Origin of the sequence: Prochlorococcus marinus str. AS9601 (genome assembly GCF_000015645.1) — a bacterium.
Classification (GTDB): Bacteria; Cyanobacteriota; Cyanobacteriia; order PCC-6307; family Cyanobiaceae; genus Prochlorococcus_A; species Prochlorococcus_A marinus_O.
This window is the reverse complement of sequence record NC_008816.1, coordinates 1,033,571-1,056,849: the sequence shown is the minus strand read 5'-3', so window position 1 is coordinate 1,056,849 and position 23,279 is coordinate 1,033,571. Positions and strand designations below refer to the sequence as shown.

The 23,279-nt window shown below is 31.5% G+C and carries 32 protein-coding genes and 2 tRNA genes; 22 read left to right on the top strand and 12 right to left on the bottom strand.

Annotation, left to right across the window (positions count from 1 at the left end; translation table 11 throughout):
- Window positions 1-153 precede the first annotated feature (153 nt).
- Window positions 154-330: a DUF3721 domain-containing protein gene (locus tag A9601_RS18350; protein ID WP_071813229.1), complete on the top strand. Its 177-nt coding sequence runs from the start codon at window positions 154-156 to the stop codon at window positions 328-330.
- A 609-nt stretch (window positions 331-939) separates the two neighbouring features.
- On the opposite strand, the gene A9601_RS18945 is transcribed toward A9601_RS18350, so the two are convergent.
- Together A9601_RS18945 and A9601_RS18695 are read right to left on the bottom strand one after the other, a co-directional pair.
- Window positions 940-1,071 (bottom strand): hypothetical protein, encoded by a 132-nt coding sequence (locus A9601_RS18945; protein ID WP_263890221.1) that lies wholly within the window; start codon window positions 1,069-1,071, stop codon window positions 940-942.
- Between the two features lie 49 nt (window positions 1,072-1,120).
- Window positions 1,121-1,288: a hypothetical protein gene (locus A9601_RS18695; protein WP_011818674.1), complete on the bottom strand. Its 168-nt coding sequence runs from the start codon at window positions 1,286-1,288 to the stop codon at window positions 1,121-1,123.
- A 349-nt stretch (window positions 1,289-1,637) separates the two neighbouring features.
- Here A9601_RS18695 and psbN point away from each other — a divergent pair, with 349 nt between their 5' ends.
- The 9 genes from psbN to A9601_RS14980 all read left to right on the top strand — a co-directional run bounded on the left by psbN (window position 1,638) and on the right by A9601_RS14980 (window position 4,955).
- The gene (gene psbN / locus A9601_RS15020; protein ID WP_011818673.1) at window positions 1,638-1,853 is read left to right on the top strand and encodes a photosystem II reaction center protein PsbN; all 216 of its coding nucleotides are present in this window, start codon (window positions 1,638-1,640) and stop codon (window positions 1,851-1,853) included.
- Between the two features lie 310 nt (window positions 1,854-2,163).
- Entirely contained in the window at window positions 2,164-2,280 is a 117-nt protein-coding gene (locus tag A9601_RS15015; protein ID WP_011818671.1) for a high light inducible protein, read from the top strand.
- Window positions 2,281-2,424, top strand: a complete 144-nt coding sequence (locus A9601_RS15010; protein WP_011818670.1) for a high light inducible protein — start codon at window positions 2,281-2,283, stop codon at window positions 2,422-2,424.
- A gap of 93 nt (window positions 2,425-2,517) precedes the next feature.
- Complete coding sequence (locus A9601_RS15005) at window positions 2,518-2,772, top strand: hypothetical protein (RefSeq protein ID WP_041484611.1); 255 nt, start codon at window positions 2,518-2,520, stop codon at window positions 2,770-2,772.
- 224 nt (window positions 2,773-2,996) lie between these two features.
- Window positions 2,997-3,248 carry a hypothetical protein gene (locus A9601_RS15000; protein ID WP_032520423.1) on the top strand — a complete coding sequence of 84 codons (252 nt, stop codon included), beginning with the start codon at window positions 2,997-2,999 and terminating at the stop codon, window positions 3,246-3,248.
- Entirely contained in the window at window positions 3,248-3,496 is a 249-nt protein-coding gene (locus tag A9601_RS14995; protein WP_011818666.1) for a DUF1651 domain-containing protein, read from the top strand. The genes A9601_RS15000 and A9601_RS14995 overlap by 1 nt, the downstream gene beginning before the upstream one ends.
- Before the next feature lie 345 nt (window positions 3,497-3,841).
- The gene (locus A9601_RS14990) at window positions 3,842-4,144 is read left to right on the top strand and encodes an EF-hand domain-containing protein (protein WP_041484543.1); all 303 of its coding nucleotides are present in this window, start codon (window positions 3,842-3,844) and stop codon (window positions 4,142-4,144) included.
- Between the two features lie 3 nt (window positions 4,145-4,147).
- A complete protein-coding gene (locus A9601_RS14985) occupies window positions 4,148-4,702 on the top strand; it encodes an RNA polymerase sigma factor (RefSeq protein WP_011818664.1) in 555 nt (184 codons plus the stop codon).
- Window positions 4,695-4,955, top strand: a complete 261-nt coding sequence (locus A9601_RS14980) for a hypothetical protein (RefSeq protein WP_011818663.1) — start codon at window positions 4,695-4,697, stop codon at window positions 4,953-4,955. Before A9601_RS14985 ends, A9601_RS14980 begins: the two co-directional genes overlap by 8 nt.
- A 69-nt stretch (window positions 4,956-5,024) precedes the next feature.
- Here the strand turns inward: A9601_RS14980 and A9601_RS14975 are convergent, their stop codons facing one another.
- The 3 genes from A9601_RS14975 to A9601_RS14965 all read right to left on the bottom strand — a co-directional run bounded on the left by A9601_RS14975 (window position 5,025) and on the right by A9601_RS14965 (window position 8,014).
- Window positions 5,025-6,596 carry an autotransporter outer membrane beta-barrel domain-containing protein gene (locus A9601_RS14975; RefSeq protein WP_011818662.1) on the bottom strand — a complete coding sequence of 524 codons (1,572 nt, stop codon included), beginning with the start codon at window positions 6,594-6,596 and terminating at the stop codon, window positions 5,025-5,027.
- A 212-nt stretch (window positions 6,597-6,808) separates the two neighbouring features.
- Window positions 6,809-6,882: transfer RNA gene (locus A9601_RS14970), tRNA-Pro, on the bottom strand.
- A 139-nt stretch (window positions 6,883-7,021) separates the two neighbouring features.
- Window positions 7,022-8,014: a YadA C-terminal domain-containing protein gene (locus A9601_RS14965; RefSeq protein ID WP_011818661.1), complete on the bottom strand. Its 993-nt coding sequence runs from the start codon at window positions 8,012-8,014 to the stop codon at window positions 7,022-7,024.
- Window positions 8,015-8,510: 496 nt separating this feature from the next.
- On the opposite strand from A9601_RS14965, the gene A9601_RS14960 reads away from it, so the two are divergent.
- From A9601_RS14960 to A9601_RS14945, 5 genes are all read left to right on the top strand, one after another.
- On the top strand, window positions 8,511-9,023 hold the full coding sequence (locus A9601_RS14960) for an adenine phosphoribosyltransferase (protein WP_011818660.1): 513 nt from the start codon (window positions 8,511-8,513) through the stop codon (window positions 9,021-9,023).
- A gap of 465 nt (window positions 9,024-9,488) precedes the next feature.
- The gene (locus tag A9601_RS18690; protein ID WP_011818658.1) at window positions 9,489-9,653 is read left to right on the top strand and encodes a hypothetical protein; all 165 of its coding nucleotides are present in this window, start codon (window positions 9,489-9,491) and stop codon (window positions 9,651-9,653) included.
- A 179-nt stretch (window positions 9,654-9,832) separates the two neighbouring features.
- Window positions 9,833-10,900, top strand: a complete 1,068-nt coding sequence (locus A9601_RS14955) for a porin (protein ID WP_011818657.1) — start codon at window positions 9,833-9,835, stop codon at window positions 10,898-10,900.
- Window positions 10,901-11,030: 130 nt separating this feature from the next.
- Window positions 11,031-12,875, top strand: a complete 1,845-nt coding sequence (locus tag A9601_RS14950) for a tetratricopeptide repeat-containing sulfotransferase family protein (RefSeq protein ID WP_011818656.1) — start codon at window positions 11,031-11,033, stop codon at window positions 12,873-12,875.
- A gap of 105 nt (window positions 12,876-12,980) precedes the next feature.
- The gene (locus A9601_RS14945; RefSeq protein ID WP_011818655.1) at window positions 12,981-14,090 is read left to right on the top strand and encodes a porin; all 1,110 of its coding nucleotides are present in this window, start codon (window positions 12,981-12,983) and stop codon (window positions 14,088-14,090) included.
- A 676-nt stretch (window positions 14,091-14,766) separates the two neighbouring features.
- On the opposite strand, the gene A9601_RS14940 is transcribed toward A9601_RS14945, so the two are convergent.
- Together A9601_RS14940 and A9601_RS14935 are read right to left on the bottom strand one after the other, a co-directional pair.
- Window positions 14,767-14,874, bottom strand: a complete 108-nt coding sequence (locus A9601_RS14940; protein ID WP_011132751.1) for a high light inducible protein — start codon at window positions 14,872-14,874, stop codon at window positions 14,767-14,769.
- A 437-nt stretch (window positions 14,875-15,311) separates the two neighbouring features.
- Window positions 15,312-15,383 (bottom strand) — tRNA-Lys (locus A9601_RS14935).
- 177 nt (window positions 15,384-15,560) lie between these two features.
- Between A9601_RS14935 and A9601_RS18345 the strand changes: the two genes are divergently transcribed.
- Genes A9601_RS18345 through A9601_RS14920 form a run of 4 tightly spaced genes read left to right on the top strand, consistent with a single transcriptional unit; the run spans window position 15,561 to window position 19,188 of the window.
- Complete coding sequence (locus tag A9601_RS18345) at window positions 15,561-15,677, top strand: photosystem II protein Y (protein WP_011818654.1); 117 nt, start codon at window positions 15,561-15,563, stop codon at window positions 15,675-15,677.
- 6 nt (window positions 15,678-15,683) lie between these two features.
- Window positions 15,684-17,096 carry a methylenetetrahydrofolate--tRNA-(uracil(54)-C(5))-methyltransferase (FADH(2)-oxidizing) TrmFO gene (trmFO, locus tag A9601_RS14930; RefSeq protein ID WP_011818653.1) on the top strand — a complete coding sequence of 471 codons (1,413 nt, stop codon included), beginning with the start codon at window positions 15,684-15,686 and terminating at the stop codon, window positions 17,094-17,096.
- Between the two features lie 24 nt (window positions 17,097-17,120).
- Window positions 17,121-18,665, top strand: coding sequence for a carotenoid isomerase (gene crtH / locus A9601_RS14925; protein ID WP_011818652.1), 1,545 nt, complete (start codon window positions 17,121-17,123; stop codon window positions 18,663-18,665).
- A 16-nt stretch (window positions 18,666-18,681) separates the two neighbouring features.
- Window positions 18,682-19,188 (top strand): hypothetical protein, encoded by a 507-nt coding sequence (locus A9601_RS14920; protein WP_011818651.1) that lies wholly within the window; start codon window positions 18,682-18,684, stop codon window positions 19,186-19,188.
- On the opposite strand, the gene A9601_RS14915 is transcribed toward A9601_RS14920, so the two are convergent.
- Window positions 19,185-19,922: a response regulator transcription factor gene (locus A9601_RS14915; RefSeq protein ID WP_011818650.1), complete on the bottom strand. Its 738-nt coding sequence runs from the start codon at window positions 19,920-19,922 to the stop codon at window positions 19,185-19,187. The two genes, A9601_RS14920 and A9601_RS14915, sit on opposite strands and share 4 nt — an antisense overlap.
- A gap of 86 nt (window positions 19,923-20,008) precedes the next feature.
- Between A9601_RS14915 and A9601_RS14910 the strand changes: the two genes are divergently transcribed.
- Window positions 20,009-20,278, top strand: a complete 270-nt coding sequence (locus A9601_RS14910; RefSeq protein WP_011818649.1) for a DUF6761 family protein — start codon at window positions 20,009-20,011, stop codon at window positions 20,276-20,278.
- Window positions 20,279-20,326: 48 nt separating this feature from the next.
- On the opposite strand, the gene grxD is transcribed toward A9601_RS14910, so the two are convergent.
- The 4 genes from grxD to A9601_RS14890 are packed head-to-tail and all read right to left on the bottom strand — an operon-like array spanning window position 20,327 to window position 22,070.
- Window positions 20,327-20,650, bottom strand: a complete 324-nt coding sequence (gene grxD, locus A9601_RS14905) for a Grx4 family monothiol glutaredoxin (RefSeq protein WP_011818648.1) — start codon at window positions 20,648-20,650, stop codon at window positions 20,327-20,329.
- A gap of 3 nt (window positions 20,651-20,653) precedes the next feature.
- On the bottom strand, window positions 20,654-20,884 hold the full coding sequence (locus A9601_RS14900; protein WP_011818647.1) for a BolA/IbaG family iron-sulfur metabolism protein: 231 nt from the start codon (window positions 20,882-20,884) through the stop codon (window positions 20,654-20,656).
- Window positions 20,885-20,896: 12 nt separating this feature from the next.
- On the bottom strand, window positions 20,897-21,412 hold the full coding sequence (locus tag A9601_RS14895; RefSeq protein WP_011818646.1) for a hypothetical protein: 516 nt from the start codon (window positions 21,410-21,412) through the stop codon (window positions 20,897-20,899).
- 43 nt (window positions 21,413-21,455) lie between these two features.
- Window positions 21,456-22,070, bottom strand: coding sequence for a lysophospholipid acyltransferase family protein (locus A9601_RS14890; RefSeq protein WP_011818645.1), 615 nt, complete (start codon window positions 22,068-22,070; stop codon window positions 21,456-21,458).
- Window positions 22,071-22,230: 160 nt separating this feature from the next.
- On the opposite strand from A9601_RS14890, the gene A9601_RS14885 reads away from it, so the two are divergent.
- Both A9601_RS14885 and A9601_RS14880 read left to right on the top strand, forming a co-directional pair.
- Window positions 22,231-22,947 carry a pyridoxine 5'-phosphate synthase gene (locus A9601_RS14885; protein WP_011818644.1) on the top strand — a complete coding sequence of 239 codons (717 nt, stop codon included), beginning with the start codon at window positions 22,231-22,233 and terminating at the stop codon, window positions 22,945-22,947.
- 8 nt (window positions 22,948-22,955) lie between these two features.
- Window positions 22,956-23,273 carry an MgPME-cyclase complex family protein gene (locus A9601_RS14880; RefSeq protein ID WP_011818643.1) on the top strand — a complete coding sequence of 106 codons (318 nt, stop codon included), beginning with the start codon at window positions 22,956-22,958 and terminating at the stop codon, window positions 23,271-23,273.
- Window positions 23,274-23,279 lie beyond the last annotated feature (6 nt).

Here is a 23,279-nt window from a genome sequence, read left to right as displayed (position 1 = left end):
CTTATTACCCCTTATTTTAGATCGACTGTCAATCAATAAATATATGTAAAGAATTCAATTTTTTAAATATTTCGAAAGATATTTAATACTATGCTGCCTTGATTTTATAAATAAATTTTGAAACACTTTATTTCTTTTCTTCCTTTTTTTTTCATGTCAATTCTTTCGTTAAGTTGTTCAAATAAACCCGCCGAAAAAGAAATGAAAATGCCAATGTTATTTGATACAAAAGAACAGGCTGAAAAAGAAGCTTATAAATTTGACTGTGAAGGCGCTCATCAAATGGGAGATAAATGGATGCCATGCAGTAAGCATGAACATAATCATTAAAAAAAGAGGGTTTTATCTCTCCAATTTTAGATCGACTATCAAGCTATTAATAATTAATTAATTTTCTTTTTCCATCTCTATTTTCTACTCTATTTATTCTTAACCCAATAAACAGAGCCCATATAAGTGCAAAGGCAATTGGTAAGAAAATGATTGCAAGTTTCATCATTTTTTTAAATCCTGTTATTTGCTCAAAATAATAACTTTTAAATGAATAACAAAATATAGGTACTTTATCTAAAAAGTAGGGTCGAGGTTAGATCGACTGTTAATCAAATTTGACCACTATTTGACCACATTTCGAGTGGTCATATTTTTGCAATAAAAAAGCGAGTTGGGAGACTCGCTAGTATGACTTGGTTTTTAAGAGTCGGGGCGACAGGATTCGAACCTGCGACCTAGTGCTCCCAAAGCACTCGATCTATTAAATGAGATTTATCAATATTTTCCTGCTATAACTAGGGTTTAGGTTAGTGGTACAAATGAGTTTGAGTCTCAATGTTGTACAAAGTACATACTCCTACATACTTAATACATATGCTCAGCTCCCCCTGTAGCTCCCCCCTATCCGACCTAGTGCCTCTTATGAAGTAGGTCGATGAAATGATTTCATTGATCATCTTTTGGATTTAGAAAAGGTCTTATTTTATTCTTCACTTCATTAAGTGGTTTTTCAATAAAATCAGGTTTTTTTAAGACTGCAAGAATAATCCAACCTGCACTAATAGCAAGAACCATCATTAAATAGGCAAACCCATAAATCATAAATAACTTGATTAATTTGCTTTTATTATGCTTCTTTTTTGACTTCTAAAGAGGGTTCGATGCTTTCCTCTTTTTTAAACGTTTCCTTTTCCTGAATAATTAATTTATTTTTGGTTCTTCCAAAATCATCCTTACCTGAAATAAAAAAAATAAGAGCACTAATAAAAAAAAGTGCAAAAAGCAAAACTTCCATACGCTAATACCATTTAATTAAATCCAAACTAGTTGAGAGGTCTAATTTTAATCAATATCAAATAATACAAGTCACGGTAAATTTCGTGCGATTAAATTTAAAATATAAAATCCTTTTATATCAATCTATTTCAATAGATAATAACCTTAAAGTGTTATTTTTTTACTTTGGCAAATATTTAATAAGTATTATTTTGTGATTAAAAATTTTGATTTTTATTGTTTTATATACAATCTGGCCATTTAATCTTTATATTTAAGAATGCTTTTTTCTGCTTTATTATATAAATTTTGAACTTGAATAAATCTTTGAAGATATTTAGGGTTATTTAGTAATTGATTTATTGAAAATGCTAGGAACAATTAAAGATCCAACTTTATTTCTACTTTTGAGTAGTGTTGGAATTTTACTATTTGGCTCAATTGGATATGGGATTTATACAACAGTTGGACCATCATCTTATAAGTTAAGAGACACCATTAAAGAGCATGCAAGGATGCATGAATTAGGTATTGCTCATGGTCACAATCATCACAACCATAATGAGGCAGAACATATTCACTGAGTAGATATAAATGTATTTATATTTTTTTGATGCAGAATTAACAACAGAATTCTTCTTCATAGCAATCCTTTCTGGAGCATTATTATCATTCTTTATTTTTCTATTATTTTGGTTGACTAATCAAAATGCCATTTTTACAAAGCAATAAATTTAAACTAAAAAAATCTCAAAAACGTCACTCAATAGTTTGAATAACTAAAACTTGCTACATTTTTAACGCATTTTTGTGTCAGGTGAATCATTTGATACAACCATATCTCGACATCTGTTTACATTAAGTAATATTTAGGAACCAGTTCTTTAATTAACAATGGATTCAAATAAAGATATTCTCAACAGAGCCATTGGAAGACCAGCAATGATGGCTTTCATGATCTTAGTGGGGACATATTTAACAACAGGCCAGCTTATCCCAGGAGTTTTTTAAATGGAAAATAAAAATCAATCAAGAAATATTGATCCTCAAAAAATAAGAGCAGAGAATTTAAATGGCAGATTTGCTCTCGTCGGTCTAATTGCTTTAGTGGGAGCATACATAACAACTGGACAAATCGTTCCTGGAGTTATTTAAAATATTCATCTTTAATTTCTTCAAGATATCTTGTTATGGAACACGAGAAATTACGCAGAATCAGGTAAAAAGCTTTTACATCCCGCAAAAAAAATGGCAAAACCCACTAACGAACTTAAATCAACTCCCTTCACAGAAGTGATAGAACTAGAAAGGATAGTAACTCCTGATGAAGAAAAGAGAGTTGATCATATTTTTGTAAGAAGAAAGAAAATTTGTACTCGTCATCCTGAGGGCTTCGAGACGGAAGAGATTGCGAGATTTGATATTGCCTGGCCTGAAGAATCTAAAGAGGAATTAAAGGAGTTAACCGAAGAAAAAGAAGAGATTAAAATCAGCACTGATTGAATATTTCAAATAAATTACTTTATGTATAATGAGTAATTTTTTTATGGAATATTTAACTAATCTTTGGAATAATCAACCAAATATACTTATTGGAGGAGGTTTAGCAATATTAGTACTGTTAGGAATTTATATAAAATTACTCGATATTTATCAGTGAAAATTAACTCGCAAGGGTGGAGCTTAATTTTTAGTATGGGAGCAATTATGTGGTTATTGCTTATTTAATGGAAGAAGAAAGAAAAAAACTGGAAAAGATGTATCAAGAGCTAAACGAAGAAGATACAAATATAAAGAAATGGAATCAGGCGCTCATTCCAAAAGCAATATTATTATTCCCTCCAATAGCTTTTGCTTTAACTTTTTTAAAAATAAATACTGATAAATCATTAATAGATTTACTTGGATTTGTTGCTATGGGATGTTTATTAGTTTCAGGAGGTATTTTTTTAAATTATCTTTTATCTAAAGGCAAGTAATGGAGAGATTTATTCTTATAAATAATGAAAGAAATAGGATAAAAGTATTTGAACCATTTGAAGATGTATCGAAGCCTAGTCCTAGTATTGATGCAATGATGATTAGTTATGGATGTGTTTATAAGCGAGCTAGTAAACCAGTTATGAAAGGAAGCAGAGTTGAAACTATCGAAGCAGCTCGGAAGGAATACAAACAACTACTGGATGAGGGGTGGAAGAAAACAAGTATCTTCAGGAGCTATTTCTAGGCACTAAATACATCAAAGTACATCCTATGAGCTCCCCCTACAGCTCCCCTTTCTCACTTTGAGACATAAACATAAAAAAAGAGAGTTTGGGTAACTCTCTAGTATGACTTGGTTTTTAAGAGTCGGGGCGACAGGATTCGAACCTGCGACCTAGTGCTCCCAAAGCACTTCCCACCCCATTGCAAGCACTAGCGTTTCAAGCTATATCTATTTTTTTGCTTAGTTCTGCGTAGTTTGTCCTGACAATTCAAACAATATTTGTCCACTATTTGTCCACTTTATATATTTATGCGAAGGATTTTTATTGATTTCTGCGTTAATAATTTAGAGACATTTAAAACCTTTATGAAAAATTTTTCATTTTTAATTTTGGCATTAGCCTTTTTTATCGCATTACCTTCTTATTCCAATCCAACTTTTGAGAAAAATAGTTTTATTAAGATGCGCAAGCGATTTCAAAAGATCGATAAGAATGGAGATGGACTTCTTTCTAAAGGCGAGATGATAGAAGCTCATCGTGATCGTATAGATAAACTATTTTTGAATTTTGATAAGAATGCTGATGGCAAGTTATCAAAAAAAGAACTACGAGCAGTTAAGCAAGAAATGAAAAAAAGGATATATAAATTTAGAAATGAAGGGAATTAAAGAATGTCTACAGACCTTAGTGCTTATATGCTCAAAGTCGCAAAGGGTGATAAGGCAGCTTTCCGATTCATTGCAAATTCTTTAGGATACAAAATGCATGCCACAGCAATTAAGATTTTAGGTTCATCGCATTCTGAGGATGCAGAAGATGTAGTACAAATTTCTTTAATTAAAGTATGGCAATCAGCTCCTAATTGGGTAAATAAAGGAAGTGTAGAAGGGTATATTCATAAAATCGTTTTTTCAACTTGCATTGACTTTTTTAGAAGATATAAAAGTGCTGAAGAATTTAAAGATAATTATTCCAACTTAGAAATAATAAATAACAACTATACAACTAGTGAATTGAGAAAAATGCTTTTAAAAAATATTCAAAAACTTCCTCAAGATCAGGGAGAAGCCATTTTGCTACATTACTTTTCTGGCTATAAACAGAGAGAAGTGTCTAGGATCTTAAAAAAAAGTGACAAGGCAACTGAAAGCCTCATTATTCGCGCTCGCAAAAAGTTAAAAACTATTTTGCCAAAAAATATTTTGGAGGAATTTTTGGATGTCTAAATTACAAAAGGAACGTCTTAATCAAATGATTGAGAATGCACTTTCTTATAAACAAGAAGTAAAAAACATTAAATCTAATTCTTTACATAAAAGGCTTAAGGAATTAATTCTCAAGCCAAACGTTTATGGATTAACTTTTACCTCATTGATTATTTCTTGCATTTTTATTCCTCAATTATTGATATCTAGGAATATTGTGGATGTTAATGAAATTAATGATTTTGTGACTTATGGGATTATTGAGGACTTATAGTTTTAAATTTCATGAGGTCCTTAACTAGATCAAAAAAAATAATATTTTTTAAAAAATGATAATCTTTTATTAATCGAAAAAATAAGACACTCCTATTGCGGCTCTCCAATCAGAAAACTTTTGGTTTGATTCCCAAAGTTTTATTCCATATGAAACTTCAGCCTCAAGCTTAGACTCACTATCTTTCGTTGGACCTAGTTTTATGGAACTCTCTATTAATATTCCTTGCTGGTTTTGTTCATCAGGTTTAATAGTTATTGTTTGGCTATTTTCGAGATTAGTAATTGTTGCTGGCTTATTATTTAAATCCCAATCAACAATCCATCCAGCTTTAATTGTTGGAGTTAATATGAATTTCTCATAAACTTTAGCCTTTTTTGATATGGCAATCGAGATTTCTGTGAGAAGAAAATTATCTTTGTATTCGTTGTACTGAAGATTAAATGGATCACCTCCTGACTCTTTCCATTCATGATCTATATTTTGATTCCAGGTGCCACTTATTTCAGGATTAATGAGAAATCCATTTACCTCTTTTCTCTTGCCAATTGTTAGATCAAAAACATAAGAAGTTATGCTTTTATTCCCGCTCGCAGATCCACCAGCAAAGTCACCAACCGGAATAAGTCCGCGATTGTGTTTTCCACTAAAGCTAGTATTACTAAAAAGAAAATGCGAATAATTTTTTTCTGATTCTTTACCAATTACAATTCCAAAACCATTCCCTTTAGGTTTATATGTTCCTCCTCCTTGATCGAGGAAATCGACTTTAACAGAACCATTATTTCCAAATATAGAAATAAATTTATTTGAACCAACTTCATTAGTTAGACCAATAAGAAAACCATTATGATCACTTTTCCAATTCCCATATTCTCCAAAATTATTAGTATTGAAATCAAAAGGTGAGTTATTTCCACTAAATATTGACGTCCATATTGAAACCTTTTCTTTTTTATTATTTTTTGATTTCTTTTTAACTGCAGTTACGAGGTCGTTTTGATAAGCCTGAATAGCTTTTCCTCCTGTCGCAAATAAACTTTTCGGTAAAAAGTTTAGTGCCATTTTATAGTTGTTTTCTCTAGTATTTGATACTTCTAAGACTATATTTTTTGCCAACAACTCAATATCTTCATTTGGAATGCCAACATCAGGTATACCATTCTCAGTTGAGCAGTTGCCTATATACTGTGCCCAATTTTGAGCTCTATTATCATCAGTCCAAGTAAATTGACTAGAAGTAGAATTTTTCCATCTATGATGACGAACCATCGTTCTTGTGGGTTGGGTAACTTCATCTGAAAAATATGCAAATCTTACCCAATTGATGGAATTTTGTTCAAAATATTTATCAGACCATATCCTTGAAGCTTTATTATTTTCATTTTCTGTCCAACTATTCCCTCCTTTTTTACCTGTATACCAAGGAGCATCTAAGTGTCCACTATTTAAAGAAAGCTCCTCCCATTTTCCATTATTCCAACCTATTATTCCGCATGTTAGACCAACGGTGATGTTAGTTTCATTGTTCGCAGCTATCGTCTTTTGAAAACTATAACCAGAAAAAATAGAAATTATTACTATATAAATTAAATTCTTAGATTGACCGCGCTTTATAAATGTGAAGAATTTTTTTGTCAATAAAATATCTTTAAGAATAACAATTCAGGTTCTTATTTATACATATTATTAGTATTTTTAAAATTTAGAATCATAAATTTTAGAAAATAAGATTTTTTATGAATATATTTGGATGGTAATTTGTCCACTATCTGTCCACTTAAGACGTGGACAAATTTTACCCAATAAAAAAGACAGGCTGGGGAACCTATCTATGACTTGGATTATTAGAGTCGGGGCGACAGGATTCGAACCTGCGACCTAGTGCTCCCAAAGCACCCGCGCTACCAAGCTGCGCCACGCCCCGCTCATAAGATCTTAGTTCATAACAGTCATCTATAAAAGACTAAATCTCTAAATTTTTTATAAAAAATCATTTTTGAGGCTTGAAAATGAGTTATATCACTATTTTGTCACTAAAAAAATATGTGTTTTGTCACTAGAAATTAGTCTTTGGTGGCGGCAGAAATTATCTCTGGCTTTGATTGAAAATTTAAAGCTATATTTTCTAATTTCATTAATCTCGATAAAAGTTTTTGATTTTGAGAAATTATCTCATCATTTTTAGCTTTTAAAATCTCATTATCTTTTTCAAGAATTGATATTTTTTCATCAATAATTGCCTTATCTTTCAAACCTATTTGAGTTGGTTTCAATGATTTACCTAACTTCCAAACAAATCCTGCTCTTGCGGAAAAAGTATCTTCAAAATCACCTGCGTAATCTTGACCAGGAATAGTCATAGATGCGGCATAATTAATTGACAGTTTTTCATTGACTTTAGATGCACAACCACCTGAAAATGCAAAATCACCTCCATGAGTTCCTGTCCCTAATCCACAAGCATGGTTGGTTTCGGTAGGAATAGTCGGTAAACCTGTAAGAGCGGCACTTAACGCTCCCACATTATTAATTGATTGCTCTACATCTCTGCCATCTATTAATAATTTACTCCCGTTCGTTATGTTTATTGGGACGACTTTCCCATCTGAGTTGGTCCCCCATAATTTTTTTTGTGATGAGGTTGTTTGGACGTGAAATGTTTTTTCTCCAAGACTATAAACTTCTAATGAACCATTACCACTCGCAGAGGGTACTTGTAAAATATGAGGAGCATTGGGGAATAAACTTTCATCAATTGTTCTCCAAGTATTTGTTTTCCAGTTATAAGCTTCTTGACCACTTTCATTGGTAATTATTACAAGCTCCCCGGAATTTGGATTTACGTAAGAGTTTCTTCCCGCTGAAGAAGGATCTGATCCGCCTAAATTTTTTTCAGTTAATAATGTCTTTTCTTTAGTTATTAAATCCACCCCATAAACCTTCAGCACATTATTTGTGGTATCAGACTCAAGGGAAAAAACATCAAATGCATAACTTGGATTTATAGAAAATAATCCTAAAAATGTTATTAATAATGTTTTTGAAAGTTTGTTCAAAAAAAAAATTCTCCATATTTGTCTGTTTTTATATTGCAAATGATTTGAAAAAAAATACTGATTTTATTAGGATTCGCAAATTATTTTAGAGGCACCCGCGCTACTAAAATTTTGTCGCTTTCCCTCGCTTTTTGGTTTGTAATAAAAGTAAGAAAGTCAGTTGATGCAATCGTTCTCGTTAATAAAAAGGGATGCTCTAAAGCACTCGAGCTATCAAGCTGCGCCCCGCCCCGCTCACAAGATCTTAGTTCATAACAGAAATCTATAGAAGCCTTAATTTCAAAAATATTTATAAAAAAGCAATTTTCAGGCTAAAAATGATTTTAGTTACTTTTTTCAGAATTAAAATAGTTTCATTGATCCTATAAATTAGTTTATCCAAATCAAGATATTACTTATTAGTTCGCTTTGAAATGTTTTTAATTTACGACATATTAAAAATGTGAATTGAAATCCATAAGGATATCCATCTGAATTGCTTTTGAGAATTTGAAGTATGAAAAAATTAGAAGATTTGATTCTCACTTATAAGGATTTTCCAAAAAAAGGGATTGAATTTAAGGACGTTCTCGAAATTCTTCAATATCCAGATATTTTTCAGGACATAATTTTAAAAATGTCTTCAAATCAATTCCTAAAAAAAGCTGAAGCAATAATTTCCATAGATGCGAGGGGATTTATTTTTGGTTCAGCAGTTGCTCTAGAATCATCTAAACCTATGATTGTGGCACGTAAACCTGGGAAACTACCAGGACAGTTATTAACAAGAGAATATGATTTGGAATATGGGAAAAATTCTCTTTCAATACAAGTTAATGCCCTGAAAAAATTTAATTCTTTTGTAATCGTAGATGATTTATTAGCTACAGGAGGAACAGTTAAATCTGTATCAAGGTTGATTCGTGATCAAAAGAAGAAAATATTGGGATTAATAACTGTTGTTGAATTGAAGAGTTTAAAAGGCAAATCTAAGTTGGATTTTCCAGTACACTCAATAGTTACCTTATAGAATCACAAAAGTGGAATTTTAAAAAAAGTATCTATTAGTGAGCTTTAGTAATTTGTCTATCAAGTAGAAAATTTTTAGTTTTTAGTAAAAATTTGAGAGATTGAATTTAGAAACCTTGTTATTTGAATTTATATGATTCCAACAGATCCAGCTGTAAAACCAACTGCAAGAAAAAAAACAAATTCTAATAGATCTCTTGGTAGTGAATTTACAAAAAGATTTAGATGAGTCATTTGACCTTGTGCTCCTCAGGTATTTAATTTTTAAAAAATATAACTAATTATTTTTTTTGTTGAGGGAAATAAAAGTCTTTTTTTCTTTTTTCTAAAGATTTCAGGAAAGTAAAGCTCCATAAGAAAATAATTTTCAAAATGCTAATAAAAATTATTTACCAAACTAATCTAAAGCTCAAATGTTATTTAAATGCTATATTTTTTCTATTAAATAAAAAAACTTTGAAGGTTTATGGATTATAAAAAGAAATCCCTAAATAAAATTAATCAAAAAGAAAGCTACGAGGAAATTGACACTAGGTTGGCCTCTGGGTGGTACGTTGATTCAATTGATAATAGAAAAAAGAAAAAATATAAAACAGAGAAAGTTACTTTTAAAATTTCGAAAAAAATATAAAATTAATCCTTTTGTTATTTCATCGCAAATAACGAAATCTTGATAAAATAATTTAGTAATTTTGATTGTGCAACTAAAAAAAGTGGCACTTTTTTTCATTATGTAGCAGTTAATACTTGATTTCGTATACCCAAATACACTATCTTGAGGTGTACTTTAAATTTCGTGTGAGGAAATTTATGAAGCTTTTTAAGAGCTTATTAGTTGCTCCTGCATCATTAGGCCTTCTTGCGCCTATGGCGGCAACTGCGAATGAAGTCACTATTAACGACTTCAATGCTGCAGAAGAAATTGCAGTTACAAATAGCCGTGTAGACGGTTTAGAAGCTAGACTAAACAACTTCGAAGCTGGCAGTTTCTCAGAAACAACTTCTGCATCCTTCAGCGTTGATGCTGTTTTAGGTGCTATCGACGGTGCAACTAGCGAAACAACAAGTCTTGACTACCAATTCAACATTGGTTTATCAACAAGTTTTACAGGTGAAGATTCACTAGATATTACTATTGACAGTGGTAATTCAGCAGCATCAGTTCTAAGTAAAGCAATGGGCTTCGACGAAGGAACTAAATTAAATGTTGATGGTGTAACTTACACATTCCCTGTTGGTGGAGCAACAATGATCGTTGGTGATGCAACTGACATCAGTGCTTCATTTACAGGAGCTTGTCTTTACAGTGCATTTACTGATTACACCCCAGACGACTGTGGAACAGGTAATTCTCTAGGTGTAACTGGTAAAGCTGTTACAGCATCTATAAGTTATGCATTTGATAATGGTTTCTCAGTAGCTGGTGGAATTTCTTCTCCTGAAGATGAAATCTTAGGTGATTCATCTGACATATACGGTCTTAATGCTGCTTATACAACAGACACTTACGGATTAGCTGTTGGATATTCTACTGATGATGGTGGAACAGGCGCTGAGACAACAACTTGGGGTTTCCAAGGTTACTACAGTTTTGATTTAGCAGACTTAAGTGTTGGTTACGAAACTCAAGATGATGGTTCAGATGATAAAACTGGATACTTCGTTGGTTTAACTTTCTCTGACGTTGGCCCTGGTACAGTAAACGTTGCTGCTGCAACTACAGGACTCTTTAAAGATACTGAGTCTGAGAAAATGATCTATGAAGCATCTTACTCTTATCCAGTAAATGATGGCATGACTATTACACCTGGTGTATTTATCGTAGAAGATACTACTGATGACACAGGCGTAGCTGTTAAAGCATCATTCTCTTTCTAATAACTTAGATTAGAAAAACTACACACAAAGAAAGATCTGCTATAAAGCAGATCTTTTTTTTTTAATTTCTAAAATTAATATTTTTTTTTAATACTTTCATTAACTATAATGTATAAAAAATTTAAATATATTGAAAAAAATTGACTTATTAAAAAAAATTGAAGAAGCAAAAATAAAACATAAAGCAGGGAACTCTTTAGAGGCAAATCAGATATTTCAAGAGTTATTAAAATCAAATAATGATTCTTTTGATTTACTTTACGCTTATGGGTTGTTTTGTAGAGATTTAAAAAATTTTAATTTAGCAAAAAGAGTATTTCTCAATCTAATTAATAAATTCTCATCATCAATTAATTCTTATATTTTATTAGCTGAAATATTAAAAATTGAGAACAAATTCAATGATGCAGAAAGGGTACTGCAAAAGGCAATAAAAATTAATCCTAATCATGGAGATTTACTTTATAATCTTTCTCTTTTGTACTTTACATTGAGAAACTTTGATTATGCACTAGATTATATAGATAAAGCTATTAAAGTATCGATAAATAATGATATTTATAAACTTTTAAAGTCTGAGATTTATATCAATAAATTCAATATTGATGAAGCATTGTATATCTTGGAAAATCTAAATAATAAAAATAGAATTAAAAAAGATAAAAATAAAGAAATAAGAATAAATATTCTTCTAGCCAATGCATTCCTAAAAAAAAGGAAGTACGAAGAAGCAGAAACAATTCTTTTAAAATTGACCAAAAAATATCAAGGATTGGAATTGGCTTATTTAAATTTAAGTATTCTGTATAAGGATAAGAATCAATTAAGTAAAAGTATACAAATACTAAAAAAGGGAATAAACCTATCTCCCAATTTCATGCCTTTTTATAAAAATTTAGCAAGTTTCTATAGAAATTCAGGACAGCTTAAACTTGCTATTGAGACTAACTTATTTATTATTTCTAGAAATAAATTTGACTTCAATAGTTTTTATGAATTATCTGGGATTTATGATTTTAAGAATCATAAAAATGAATTAGATTTTTTATTAAATACTAAACTTGAGAATCTTAATCCAAACTCAAAGATATACGCAGCTTTTGCAATCTCAAATTTGCTGCACAAACAAGGAAAATTTAAAGAAAGTGCAAAATATCTAAAAATCGCCAATGACGAAGGCATGAAGTATAAAAAATCTGACTCAAGTTTGAAGATTAAACATACTGAATCTTATAGATCACTAAAAATCAAAAAATCAAAAAATAAATATTTGAAGAATTCTTCTAATTATGTCTTTATTGTTGGCATGCCAAGATCAGGAAGTACTTTACTGGAAAACATATTAAGTTTAAATTCTGAAGTAACTGATATGGGCGAGGTTAGCTTTTTAGAGGAATCCATCAAGGAAGCTAAAGATTTTGAAGAAATATATGATTTATATGAAAAAAAAGTTATTAATCAATTTAAATCCGCTACCTTTTACACCGATAAAAGTTTATTTAATTATATGTATATTGCCATTATTTCTAATTTTTTTCCTAAAGCAAAAATAATAAATTGCATAAGAAACCCTCTCGATAATATTTTATCCATTTATAGAGCAAACTTTTTAAATCAGTCATTCTCTTTCTCTTTATCTGATATTTCTTGTTTATATAAACACTATTTTGAAACTATGGAGGAATATAAAATTAAATATGGTGTAAATATTTATGATTATTACTATGAAGACTTAATTGAAAATCCCAATAATGTAATACCTAGGATAATAAATTGGCTTGGTTGGGATTGGGACGAAAAATATCTTTCTCCCCATCAAAACAAAAGAAATGTACACACCGCAAGTAGCGCTCAAATAAGAAAGAAATTTTATTCTTCTTCTATAGGAATTTGGAAAGAATATAAGGAACTTTTGGAACCTGCAATAGAAATTATTAAAACAAATAAACTTCTTGCAGAAAAGATTTCTAGGTGAAGAGAGTGTTTTAGTAATAACCGGCTCGGATTTTGTCTACTGGAGGTTGTAAATTCTTGGCAAATAGATTACCTTTAAAATACCTTAAATTGTGTGAGGAATTTTATGAAGCTTTTTAAAAGCTTGTTAGTAGCTCCAGCAACTATTGGTCTACTAGCTCCATTATCTACGTTTGCTGGCGAGGCAGACCTAAATAATATCTCAAAATACTCTGATCTAGAGCATATTGATCTAGCCAATGCTTTTGTAAATGATGAACTAAATCATGACTCTTTACTTGCAGGTGGAGAAGGTTTAGTTGATGATCATAGTCATGATGGCAGTTTCTCAGAAACAACTTCTGCATCCTTCAGCGTTGATGCTGTTTTAGGTGCTATCGACGGTGCAACTAGCGAAACAACAAGTCTTGACTACCAATTCAACATTGGTTTATCAACAAGTTTTACAGGTGAAGATTCACTAGATATTACTATTGACAGTGGTAATTCAGCAGCATCAGTTCTAAGTAAAGCAATGGGCTTCGACGAAGGAACTAAATTAAATGTTGATGGTGTAACTTACACATTCCCTGTTGGTGGAGCAACAATGATCGTTGGTGATGCAACTGACATCAGTGCTTCATTTACAGGAGCTTGTCTTTACAGTGCATTTACTGATTACACCCCAGACGACTGTGGAACAGGTAATTCTCTAGGTGTAACTGGTAAAGCTGTTACAGCATCTATAAGTTATGCATTTGATAATGGTTTCTCAGTAGCTGGTGGAATTTCTTCTCCTGAAGATGAAATCTTAGGTGATTCATCTGACATATACGGTCTTAATGCTGCTTATACAACAGACACTTACGGATTAGCTGTTGGATATTCTACTGATGATGGTGGAACAGGCGCTGAGACAACAACTTGGGGTTTCCAAGGTTACTACAGTTTTGATTTAGCAGACTTAAGTGTTGGTTACGAAACTCAAGATGATGGTTCAGATGATAAAACTGGATACTTCGTTGGTTTAACTTTCTCTGACGTTGGCCCTGGTACAGTAAACGTTGCTGCTGCAACTACAGGACTCTTTAAAGATACTGAGTCTGAGAAAATGATCTATGAAGCATCTTACTCTTATCCAGTAAATGATGGCATGACTATTACACCTGGTGTATTTATCGTAGAAGATACTACTGATGACACAGGCGTAGCTGTTAAAGCATCATTCTCTTTCTAATAACTTAGATTAGAAAAACTACACACAAAGAAAGATCTGCTATAAAGCAGATCTTTTTTTTTTAATTAATTTAAGTAATTATTATCAAAAGATCATAAGTTTTAGATAAAAATGATACTTTTGATTTTTTGTGTTGCTTTAAATTTTAGTATTTATATAATTTATTTAAAACAGTAATGTTTATAGAGAAACCTATTTTTGAAATTGATAATTAAATGACTCCAATTTTTAAATGTTTGATATGTAGAAAGGATATAGAAAGATCAACAAAAACTTTTTGGAGTAAAAAAGGACACTTATTATGTTCTACATGTTTGGACAATATAGAAAAAAAACTATGAGTTAGTAAATATATTAAAAAAAGTCGAATTATACATACCTGAAAAAACAGGGAACTTTTCAGCCAAATAAACCTTAATCTAATATCAGTACCAAAAAATGTAAAAAGGTAAAACAGCCTTTTGTTAGTTTTTTTGACTATAAGCTAGTTTTCCTTGAGTATGAATTAAATATTAAATAGTATAAATTTGAAAAAAAAATCTTCAAGCATTTGGAATCAAAGTAAAATTATGATTCGTAAATAACTTGAAGAAAATTAGTTTTTGGTAATTCAATTAGGATAGATCAAATAATTGATGCTAATAATTGATATTTCTAAATTCTTTATGAATAGAATTTAAAACCAACCAGGTATGATTTGTCCAGTAGTTACATATGCGCCTACTGCTGCAACGAAACCTAACATTGCTGCCCAACCATTAAAACGTTCTGCTTCAGGTGTCATGATAAAAATGTAAAATGTATATGAATTATTGTAACAGGTATATTAAGCTTTGTAAAGTAATTTTTTAGTTTTTTTGAGAGATTTCAATATTAAGCAAAAATTATGCCTAGATTTTACATTCTTGTTGCAAAAACGTGTCAATTTATTTGGTTTGTCCAGTAATCATTGAAAAAAAAGAATTTTAATATTTTCGTAATAAGTTAATTGAAGTTATTAATGAAAATAAATAGTATTCTGTATTTTCTTCACAGCTTTATGAGTTTTAAAAATGCTTTATATTTTGAGAACCCTAATGTACATCCTAGATTTGTTTATCCACGAATTTGCTTGAAATTTATCTCGAGATCATTAAAAAGCAACATATCTCAATTAAGAAATAATCAAAATTTAAGATCTATTGTCTTTTACTTTTAAAAAGATGAACTCAATTAAAAATGTGGGTCGCCTGAGATTCGAACTCAGGACCAGCCGGTTAAAAGCCGGATGCTCTACCGCTGAGCTAGCGACCCATTTTGTAAAATTGAGTACATATGAAATTATCCCTTTTTAAGGTAAAAAAAACAACTTTTTATCTCAAGTTGAACAATAGAAAAACAATTCTTAACTAATGAAATAAAAAATTAAAATTTCTCTCTAAATTTACAGTTAAAAGTTAAAATAATCTAATAAATAATAAGATTTCTAAAATGCTCAGAACAATCGTAGTTTTTGCACCCATTATTGCGGCTTTAGCTTGGGTCATATTCAACATACAAAAACCAGCAAGAGAGCAATTCAATAGGGACTTTTTGGGCAAGGATTAATCCAATTTGTCATATAAACAAGTAATAATTATTGGAGCTGGTCTCGCAGGATCAGAAGCAGCTTGGCAAGTTGCAAGTTCTGGTGTTCCAGTTAAATTAGTTGAGATGAGGCCTATTAAATCAACTCCAGCTCATCATACAAGTGAATTTGGAGAATTGGTTTGTAGTAATAGCTTTGGAGCTCTAAGCCCTGATAGAGCTGCCGGTTTATTACAAAAAGAACTTAGAATTTTTAATTCATTGATAGTTCAAACAGCAGATAAATTTGCTGTTCCAGCTGGAGGCGCTTTGGCGGTTGATAGATCTAAATTCAGTATTGCTTTGACTGAAGCTTTATCTAATCATCCTTTAATTGAAATTAAGAGATTTGAACAATTAGATTTGCCAAGCAAAGAAAATATAACTATCCTTGCAACTGGTCCATTAACTGCAGATGAATTATCCTATAAAATTCAAGCTTTTACAGGTATAGATGCGTGTCATTTTTTTGATGCCGCTAGTCCTATTATTTATGGAGATACTATTGATCAAGAGATTGTATTTAAAGCTAGTAGATATGACAAAGGAGATCCTGCATATTTTAATTGCCCTATGGGAAAAAATGATTATATCAATTTCAGAAATGAACTAATAAAAGGTGAACAAGTTAATTTAAAAGACTTTGAGAAAGAATCAGCTAATTTCTTTGAAGCTTGTTTACCAATTGAAGAAATTGCTAGAAGAGGAGTTGATACAATGAGGTACGGACCACTAAAATCAATTGGTTTGTGGAATCCAAAATGGGGAGATTTATTTGATAGGGAAAATAGATTAAAAAAGCGACCTCATGCAGTTGTCCAATTAAGGAAAGAAGATTTAGAAGGAAAATTGCTAAATATGGTAGGTTTTCAAACTAACCTCAAATGGTCTGAGCAAAAAAGAATATTTAGGTTGATTCCTGGTTTAGAAAAGGCTGAGTTTGTACGTTTTGGAGTAATGCATAGAAATACTTTTTTAGAATCTCCAAAATTACTTTTACCGACATTACAATTTTTGAAAAGAGAAAACCTTTTTGCTGCAGGCCAAATAACGGGTACCGAAGGTTATGCAGCAGCAGCAGCAGGGGGCTTGCTTGCAGGAATAAATGCATCCTTATTAGCTAAGGGTAAAAAAACAGTAAGTTTCCCTGATCAATCAATGATTGGTTCTCTAATGAATTTTATCAGTAACAAAAATCAAATATTATCTAATCAGCAAAAGAATAAATTCCAACCAATGCCCGCTTCATTTGGTTTAGTTCCAGAGCTAATTAAAAGAATAAAAGATAAAAGATTAAGGTACAAAGCTTATCAAGAAAGATCTACAGAAGCCTTGAATGACTTTAAAAATCAACTAGATTCTTGTTTTGATAAAGACCACTTACTTAGCAAAATTTACTAAGATTAATTATCAAAGATCCAAAAAATGGAATTAAATAAGGAAAACTTCGATGCAATTATTATTGGCTCAGGAATTGGAGGATTAGTAACTGCTTCACAATTGGCGGCTAAGGGAGCTCAAGTATTAGTTCTTGAAAAATATATTATTCCAGGCGGGAGTGGAGGCTCATTTAAGAGAAAAGGCTATACCTTTGACGTCGGGGCTTCAATGATTTTTGGATTTGGAGAGAAAGGTTATACCAATTTATTAACTCGTGCTTTGAAAGATGTGAATGAAAAATGCGAAACTATTCCCGATCCTGTTCAACTGGAATATCACTTGCCAAATAACTTAAATATTTCTGTAGATAAAAATTATGAGCAATTTATAAGCAAATTATCAGCTATTTTTCCCAAGGAAAAAAAAGGTATCAAGAAATTCTATGATACTTGTGCAAGTGTATTTAAATGTTTAGATTCAATGCCTCTTTTATCAATAGAGGATCCAAATTATCTTTTTAAAGTTTTCTTTAAATCTCCATTATCCTGTTTAGGGTTAGCTAGATGGCTACCTGCAAATGCAGGAGATGTTGCGAGAAAGTTTATAAAAGATCCAGAACTTTTAAAATTTATTGATATCGAATGTTTTTGTTGGTCTGTAATGCCAGCTCTAAAAACCCCTATGATTAATGCGGGAATGGTATTTACAGATAGGCATGCGGGGGGGATAAATTATCCAAAAGGGGGAGTTGGAACGATAGCAGAGAAGTTTGTTTCTGGGATTGAAAAATTAGGAGGAAAAGTTAGATATAAAGCCAATGTGACTGAAATCCTCTTAAAGGATGATAAAGCGGTAGGAGTTAAGCTCTCAAATGGGGAAGAAATATATTCAGATATTATTGTATCCAACTCCACTAGATGGGATACATTTGGATTAAAAGATAATACTAAAGGATTAATTTCTAGTAAAAACGTGCCAAAAAGTGAATATAAGTGGTCAGAAACTTATAAACCCTCACCTTCTTTTGTTTCGATTCACCTTGGAGTAGAAAAAAATCTAATACCAGATAATTTTAATTGTCATCATATAATCGTTGAAAATTGGGATGAATTAGAAAGCGAAAAGGGAGTTATTTTTGTTTCTATACCTACTTTGCTTGACTCGTCTTTGGCTCCAGAAGGTAAACATATTTTACATGCATTTACTCCTTCATTGATGAGTGAATGGGAAGGCCTATCAAGGAAAGAATATATGCAAAAGAAAGAAAAATATTTTTCTTTTCTTGTTGAAAAAATATCAACTATTCTTCCTAATCTTGAACAAAATATTGATCACAAAGAAATTGGTACTCCCAAAACTCATAAAAAGTTTCTTGGAAGATATGAAGGTAGTTATGGGCCAATTCCCAGTAAAAAGTTGCTTGGACTTTTGCCAATGCCTTTCAACACTACAAAAATTCAAAACCTATATTGTGTAGGGGATTCTTGCTTCCCTGGCCAAGGCCTAAATGCAGTTGCTTTTAGTGGATACGCATGCGCTCACAAAATAGGTGCAAAGTTAAACATAAACAGTTTTAAATTGCCCGATTAAAAGGATTCCTTCTGAAATGATAGAAAAATTTAAAACTCTTATTTTTGTGAAAAGTTCGTTAATTTCTCTTTATTTAGCGCTTACAATTCCTTTACCATTTATTTCAATCGAAAAACTAAAAATCCCCTCTATTATAATTTTTATCATAGGACTTTATTTGATAATCAATATCACTAGTGATTATGTTGAAACTTGTAGTAATAAAATTTCATATAAAAGTAGCTTTATTTCTAAATTCTTAGGAAAAAAAAATTGGGAGATTTCTTGGAAAGATATTAAATTAATCAAATCTTTGCCAACCAGTCAGGGTAGTAAAGTTTATTACTTTAATACTTTTCAAGGTGAAAATTTTCTTGTCCCACAAAGAGTTGAAAACTTTGAAAAATTTTTATTAATTGTTTCCAGCAATACTGGGATTTCTATTAATGAAATATCTTACATATCACCACTATGGACATATAAATTACTCACGTTACTATCAGTTTTTATGATTATTGGTGAACTTTTTGCTTTTCTAAATTAAATATTATCAATGCTGAATCTATAACCTTGTTGTCTAACAGTGGTTATTCCCCCACCTTCTCCCAATCCAGCTTGTTCTAATTTTCTACGCAAAGTTAATACCTGAGTATCTACAGACCTTGGGCCACCACTGAAGGGCGGCCAGGCCATCCTTAAGAGCTCTTGACGACTCCTTACCATTCCCGGCGGCATTAGAAGAGCGCAAAGCAGTGCAAACTCCCTAGGGCTTAATTCTACGGGCTTTTCGCTAAGAGTAACTTGTCTTAAAAGAAGATGAACCTCTAAAGGTCCAACCTCAACTTTTTCTTGTAATCCTATCCTTCCCCTTTTTAGGAGTGTTCTGCATCGTGCTGCAAGCTCTTCAAGCCCAAAAGGTTTTCTGAGTACATCATCTGCCCCCTCATCTAATAGATTTACTAATGCTTCAACACCTGATCTTGCAGTTAAAACTATGACAGAGGATCCCAGTTGTTGAGCTAGTCTCATTGCAGTATTATTCTCCAGGATTTCTGCGCTAACTAATAAGTCAGGTGATTGTTCTCTGCATAAGTCAATAGCTTCTGCAGCTGTACCTACTGCTGCAGCTAGATGGCCATCTTGGCGAAGCCTTTGCACAAGTACTGTTCTAAGTGTGGGGTGAGGTTCAACAACTAGAACTCTTGATGGGGTCTGAGAGCTCGTAGGCAATTGTGAACTGCCAGGAGTTGAAGCTAAGATTTGCTCAGTTGATTGCATTCTTAATTACTGTTTGGCCAGGCAATTTTTGATCGTTCTTAATAAGGTATAACAAATGCAAAATAAAAATCAGAATTTATCGAATTATGACATCATTTGAAAACCCCAAAGCAATTCGTCATTTTCAGTCAATTTGCGATAGTTGCCAGGACTTAGTCACTCGTTTTCATACGCCATCTGATCTTAAATTATATAGTGATGGTTATCTCCAAGCATTGAGGAATTGCAGTAGTTTAGAGCAAAAGGATCAAGAGAAATTGGAGAGATTAATTGAAAGATGGATTTTAGATCCGTCAAGTTTTATTGATCCAGATGGAGATGGAAATAAAGGTTTTTTTGATAAAAAAAGTATTTAAAATATTAATTTTTATTAACCAATACAGTATTTATACTCACTAATTATCTTAAGACGCTAGTTCAATTTCTATTTTTTCTTTAAGAGATCCAGAGTTGTACATCTCAATAAGGATGTCTGATCCACCAAGAAATTCTCCTTTTAAGTAAACTTGAGGAATTGTTGGCCAATCTGAATATTCTTTAATACCTTCTCTTATAGCGAAATCACTTAAAACATCAAACGTACCAAATTCTACCCCTAAAGAATTTAGTATTTGAACTACATTGTTGGAAAAACCGCATTGAGGCATTAATTTTGTCCCTTTCATGAAAACCATCACTGGATTAGAATCGATCAGTTTTTGTATTTTATCTTTTGTTGAGTTGTCCATAATTCAATTTGGAGTTTCTGTTTTTAATGCCAGTGCATGGATAGCCTCTGAAGCTAATTCTTCCTTCAAAGCAGAATATACTAGCTGGTGTTGTTTAACTAATGATAATCCATTAAATTCAGATGCAATTACAGTTACTTGCAAATGATCATTTCCCTTGAGGTTTTCAACAAAAACTTGGGAACTTGGTATTTTTTTAGTGATTAATTTGATAACTTCTGTTTTTGTAATCATAGTAAATTAAAATTAACCTTTATAATTTGTCTCAACAAAACCTAGTTGGATCAATCTTTCATAAGCTTCTTTACCTTCAGGGCTTGTAGGTGACATTATTCTAATTGTTTCAACGAGTAAGGGTACTGCAACCTCAGGCTTTTCAGTTTTTATATACAAAGAGGCTAATCTCTCATTTGATTGTGCCAAAATTTGTAATGTTTGCTTACCTTTCCTTTGCATTTCATTTGGTATTCTCGCATCAATTCCTTTGAACGATGAATTTAGATCAGAATAAAAAGACGCAAGTTGCTTTGCTAATTTTCTAGCGTCTAAATAAAAATCCTTTGCTTTTTCAAAATCCCCGTTCTTAATATATTTATCACCTTCTTTTATAAAATACCTCACGTTTGAGATGGAAAGCTTTTTACTCTCATTTGAGAGTACTCTGAAGTCTTTTGGATTCTTTATTTCTGCACGAACTTCATTTTTGTAAGGAATATTTCCAAAAAATATAAATAAAATTGGAATTAATTTTAAGAATTTCATCTTCTTTTTCAATTATTAAAGTTCATAGTAACTTATTGCAGATTCATCTACCTACATTTTTTAATGCTTTTTCTTCCTCTTGAATCATTTTTTTATTTAGAAATTTATTAAAGTCCTTGATGTTAAAGTTTGAGTAATCATTAATTGATATTGGTTTTCCAAAGGATAAACAAAATTCGCCCCTAAAGTTCGGAGGTATTTTGCTGTAAGCAATTCCAATTGGAATAATAGTAATAGAGGTTGTTTTTTTTGTAGCTAATCTAGCTAATCTATATAGTCCTTCTTTGAGAACTAATTTTTTCCCATATCTATTGATCTTTCCTTCAGGGAAAACTACTAGTTGTTCACCTTTTTCTATAAGATCAATCGCATATCTTAAAGCTGAGAGAGATGGCGATAATTGATTTATTGAAAAACATCCAAGTCTTTTTAAAAACCAACCTTGTATTCCTCTCATTTCGGAATTAGTAACCATAAATCTACAATCCTTTTTTGTTACCCTTCTACCAATTGCCATGGTGAGTATTAAGCCGTCCCATCTTGATCTGTGGGTTGGAGCCAAAATAATAGAGGAATTTATGGGAATCGAAAAACCATTTTTTAATATTTTCTTTTTTCTAAAAAAGAATCTCAAAACAACGTCCTGAGTAACAAACATTGCAATAAATCCCAATAAAGGGTTTATTTTATGCCAAATATTTAATGAATTCTTCTTCAAGTTCTATTTACTATATATTAATAATTTAAGTCTTTGCCTTTTTTTATTAGCTATTATTGGGCGGTTACTAGATTGTCTAGAAACTAAGATTTACAAAATTATGGCTACTTTAGGAGTAAACATTGATCATATTGCGAATGTAAGGCAAGCAAGGAAAACTGTCGAGCCTGACCCTGTCCAATTTGCTTTTTTAGCTGAATTAGGAGGGGCAGATTCCATAACAGTGCATCTAAGAGAAGATAGAAGACATATACAAGATAGGGACGTATTCCTTCTGAAAGAGACTATAAAAACAAAACTCAACTTAGAGATGGCTGCTACAAAAGAAATGTTAGAAATTGCCAAAAAAATTCTTCCCGATTATGTAACGCTTGTACCTGAGAAAAGAGAGGAAGTTACTACTGAAGGCGGATTGGATTTAAAAAGTAATGTGCAATACCTTAAGAAGGCAGTTGGTAGTTTAAAAGATTCAAATATAGAGGTAAGTGCATTTATTGATCCTCTTAGTGAACAGATAAATTATTCCAAAGAAATAGGCTTTGATTTTATAGAATTACATACTGGAAAATATGCTGAACTATCAGGATCTAACCAGCATAAAGAGCTCCAAAGGATCATAGAGTCTACTCACATAGCAAATGACCTCGGATTAGTTGTTAATGCTGGTCATGGCCTTAACTATAATAATGTTAGGAAAATTGCATCAATTAACAATATGAACGAGTTAAACATAGGTCATAGTATTGTTGCAAGGGCTTTAGCGATTGGATTAGAAAAGTCTGTACGTGAAATGAAGTCCCTCATTACATTAAATTAATTTTCAAAATGACAACATATTTTTTCGTCGCCGCAAGTGAAAAGTTTTTAACAGTTGAAGAACCACTTGATGAAATTTTGAAAGAGAGGATGAGGAATTATAAAGAAAATAATAAAGAAATAGATTTTTGGCTCTTAAAAAATCCATCATTTTTACAAACTACCCAATTTGCTGATCTAAAAGCAAAAATTCCATCTACCCCAGCAGTTGTTTTATCGACTGATAAAAAATTTATAACTTTCTTAAAGCTTCGTTTAGAGTTTGTTGCTGTGGGGGAATTCGAATTTCCTAATGCAGAAATAATTGATCCATTTAAAGTTGAGTAATATAAC

Excerpts from the sequence above, each read along its gene's own strand:
- A9601_RS18350 (WP_071813229.1), top strand. The coding sequence starts at position 154 with ATGTCAATTCTTTCGTTAAGTTGTTCAAATAAACCCGCCGAAAAAGAA.
- A9601_RS18945 (WP_263890221.1), bottom strand. The coding sequence starts at position 1,071 with ATGATGGTTCTTGCTATTAGTGCAGGTTGGATTATTCTTGCAGTCTTA.
- A9601_RS18695 (WP_011818674.1), bottom strand. The coding sequence starts at position 1,288 with ATGGAAGTTTTGCTTTTTGCACTTTTTTTTATTAGTGCTCTTATTTTT.
- psbN (WP_011818673.1), top strand. The coding sequence starts at position 1,638 with ATGCTAGGAACAATTAAAGATCCAACTTTATTTCTACTTTTGAGTAGT.
- A9601_RS15015 (WP_011818671.1), top strand. The coding sequence starts at position 2,164 with ATGGATTCAAATAAAGATATTCTCAACAGAGCCATTGGAAGACCAGCA.
- A9601_RS15010 (WP_011818670.1), top strand. The coding sequence starts at position 2,281 with ATGGAAAATAAAAATCAATCAAGAAATATTGATCCTCAAAAAATAAGA.
- A9601_RS15005 (WP_041484611.1), top strand. The coding sequence starts at position 2,518 with ATGGCAAAACCCACTAACGAACTTAAATCAACTCCCTTCACAGAAGTG.
- A9601_RS15000 (WP_032520423.1), top strand. The coding sequence starts at position 2,997 with ATGGAAGAAGAAAGAAAAAAACTGGAAAAGATGTATCAAGAGCTAAAC.
- A9601_RS14995 (WP_011818666.1), top strand. The coding sequence starts at position 3,248 with ATGGAGAGATTTATTCTTATAAATAATGAAAGAAATAGGATAAAAGTA.
- A9601_RS14990 (WP_041484543.1), top strand. The coding sequence starts at position 3,842 with ATGAAAAATTTTTCATTTTTAATTTTGGCATTAGCCTTTTTTATCGCA.
- A9601_RS14985 (WP_011818664.1), top strand. The coding sequence starts at position 4,148 with ATGTCTACAGACCTTAGTGCTTATATGCTCAAAGTCGCAAAGGGTGAT.
- A9601_RS14980 (WP_011818663.1), top strand. The coding sequence starts at position 4,695 with ATGTCTAAATTACAAAAGGAACGTCTTAATCAAATGATTGAGAATGCA.
- A9601_RS14960 (WP_011818660.1), top strand. The coding sequence starts at position 8,511 with ATGAAAAAATTAGAAGATTTGATTCTCACTTATAAGGATTTTCCAAAA.
- A9601_RS18690 (WP_011818658.1), top strand. The coding sequence starts at position 9,489 with ATGGATTATAAAAAGAAATCCCTAAATAAAATTAATCAAAAAGAAAGC.
- A9601_RS14955 (WP_011818657.1), top strand. The coding sequence starts at position 9,833 with ATGAAGCTTTTTAAGAGCTTATTAGTTGCTCCTGCATCATTAGGCCTT.
- A9601_RS14945 (WP_011818655.1), top strand. The coding sequence starts at position 12,981 with ATGAAGCTTTTTAAAAGCTTGTTAGTAGCTCCAGCAACTATTGGTCTA.
- A9601_RS14940 (WP_011132751.1), bottom strand. The coding sequence starts at position 14,874 with ATGACACCTGAAGCAGAACGTTTTAATGGTTGGGCAGCAATGTTAGGT.
- A9601_RS18345 (WP_011818654.1), top strand. The coding sequence starts at position 15,561 with ATGCTCAGAACAATCGTAGTTTTTGCACCCATTATTGCGGCTTTAGCT.
- crtH (WP_011818652.1), top strand. The coding sequence starts at position 17,121 with ATGGAATTAAATAAGGAAAACTTCGATGCAATTATTATTGGCTCAGGA.
- A9601_RS14920 (WP_011818651.1), top strand. The coding sequence starts at position 18,682 with ATGATAGAAAAATTTAAAACTCTTATTTTTGTGAAAAGTTCGTTAATT.
- A9601_RS14915 (WP_011818650.1), bottom strand. The coding sequence starts at position 19,922 with ATGCAATCAACTGAGCAAATCTTAGCTTCAACTCCTGGCAGTTCACAA.
- A9601_RS14910 (WP_011818649.1), top strand. The coding sequence starts at position 20,009 with ATGACATCATTTGAAAACCCCAAAGCAATTCGTCATTTTCAGTCAATT.
- grxD (WP_011818648.1), bottom strand. The coding sequence starts at position 20,650 with ATGGACAACTCAACAAAAGATAAAATACAAAAACTGATCGATTCTAAT.
- A9601_RS14900 (WP_011818647.1), bottom strand. The coding sequence starts at position 20,884 with ATGATTACAAAAACAGAAGTTATCAAATTAATCACTAAAAAAATACCA.
- A9601_RS14895 (WP_011818646.1), bottom strand. The coding sequence starts at position 21,412 with ATGAAATTCTTAAAATTAATTCCAATTTTATTTATATTTTTTGGAAAT.
- A9601_RS14890 (WP_011818645.1), bottom strand. The coding sequence starts at position 22,070 with ATGTTTGTTACTCAGGACGTTGTTTTGAGATTCTTTTTTAGAAAAAAG.
- A9601_RS14885 (WP_011818644.1), top strand. The coding sequence starts at position 22,231 with ATGGCTACTTTAGGAGTAAACATTGATCATATTGCGAATGTAAGGCAA.
- A9601_RS14880 (WP_011818643.1), top strand. The coding sequence starts at position 22,956 with ATGACAACATATTTTTTCGTCGCCGCAAGTGAAAAGTTTTTAACAGTT.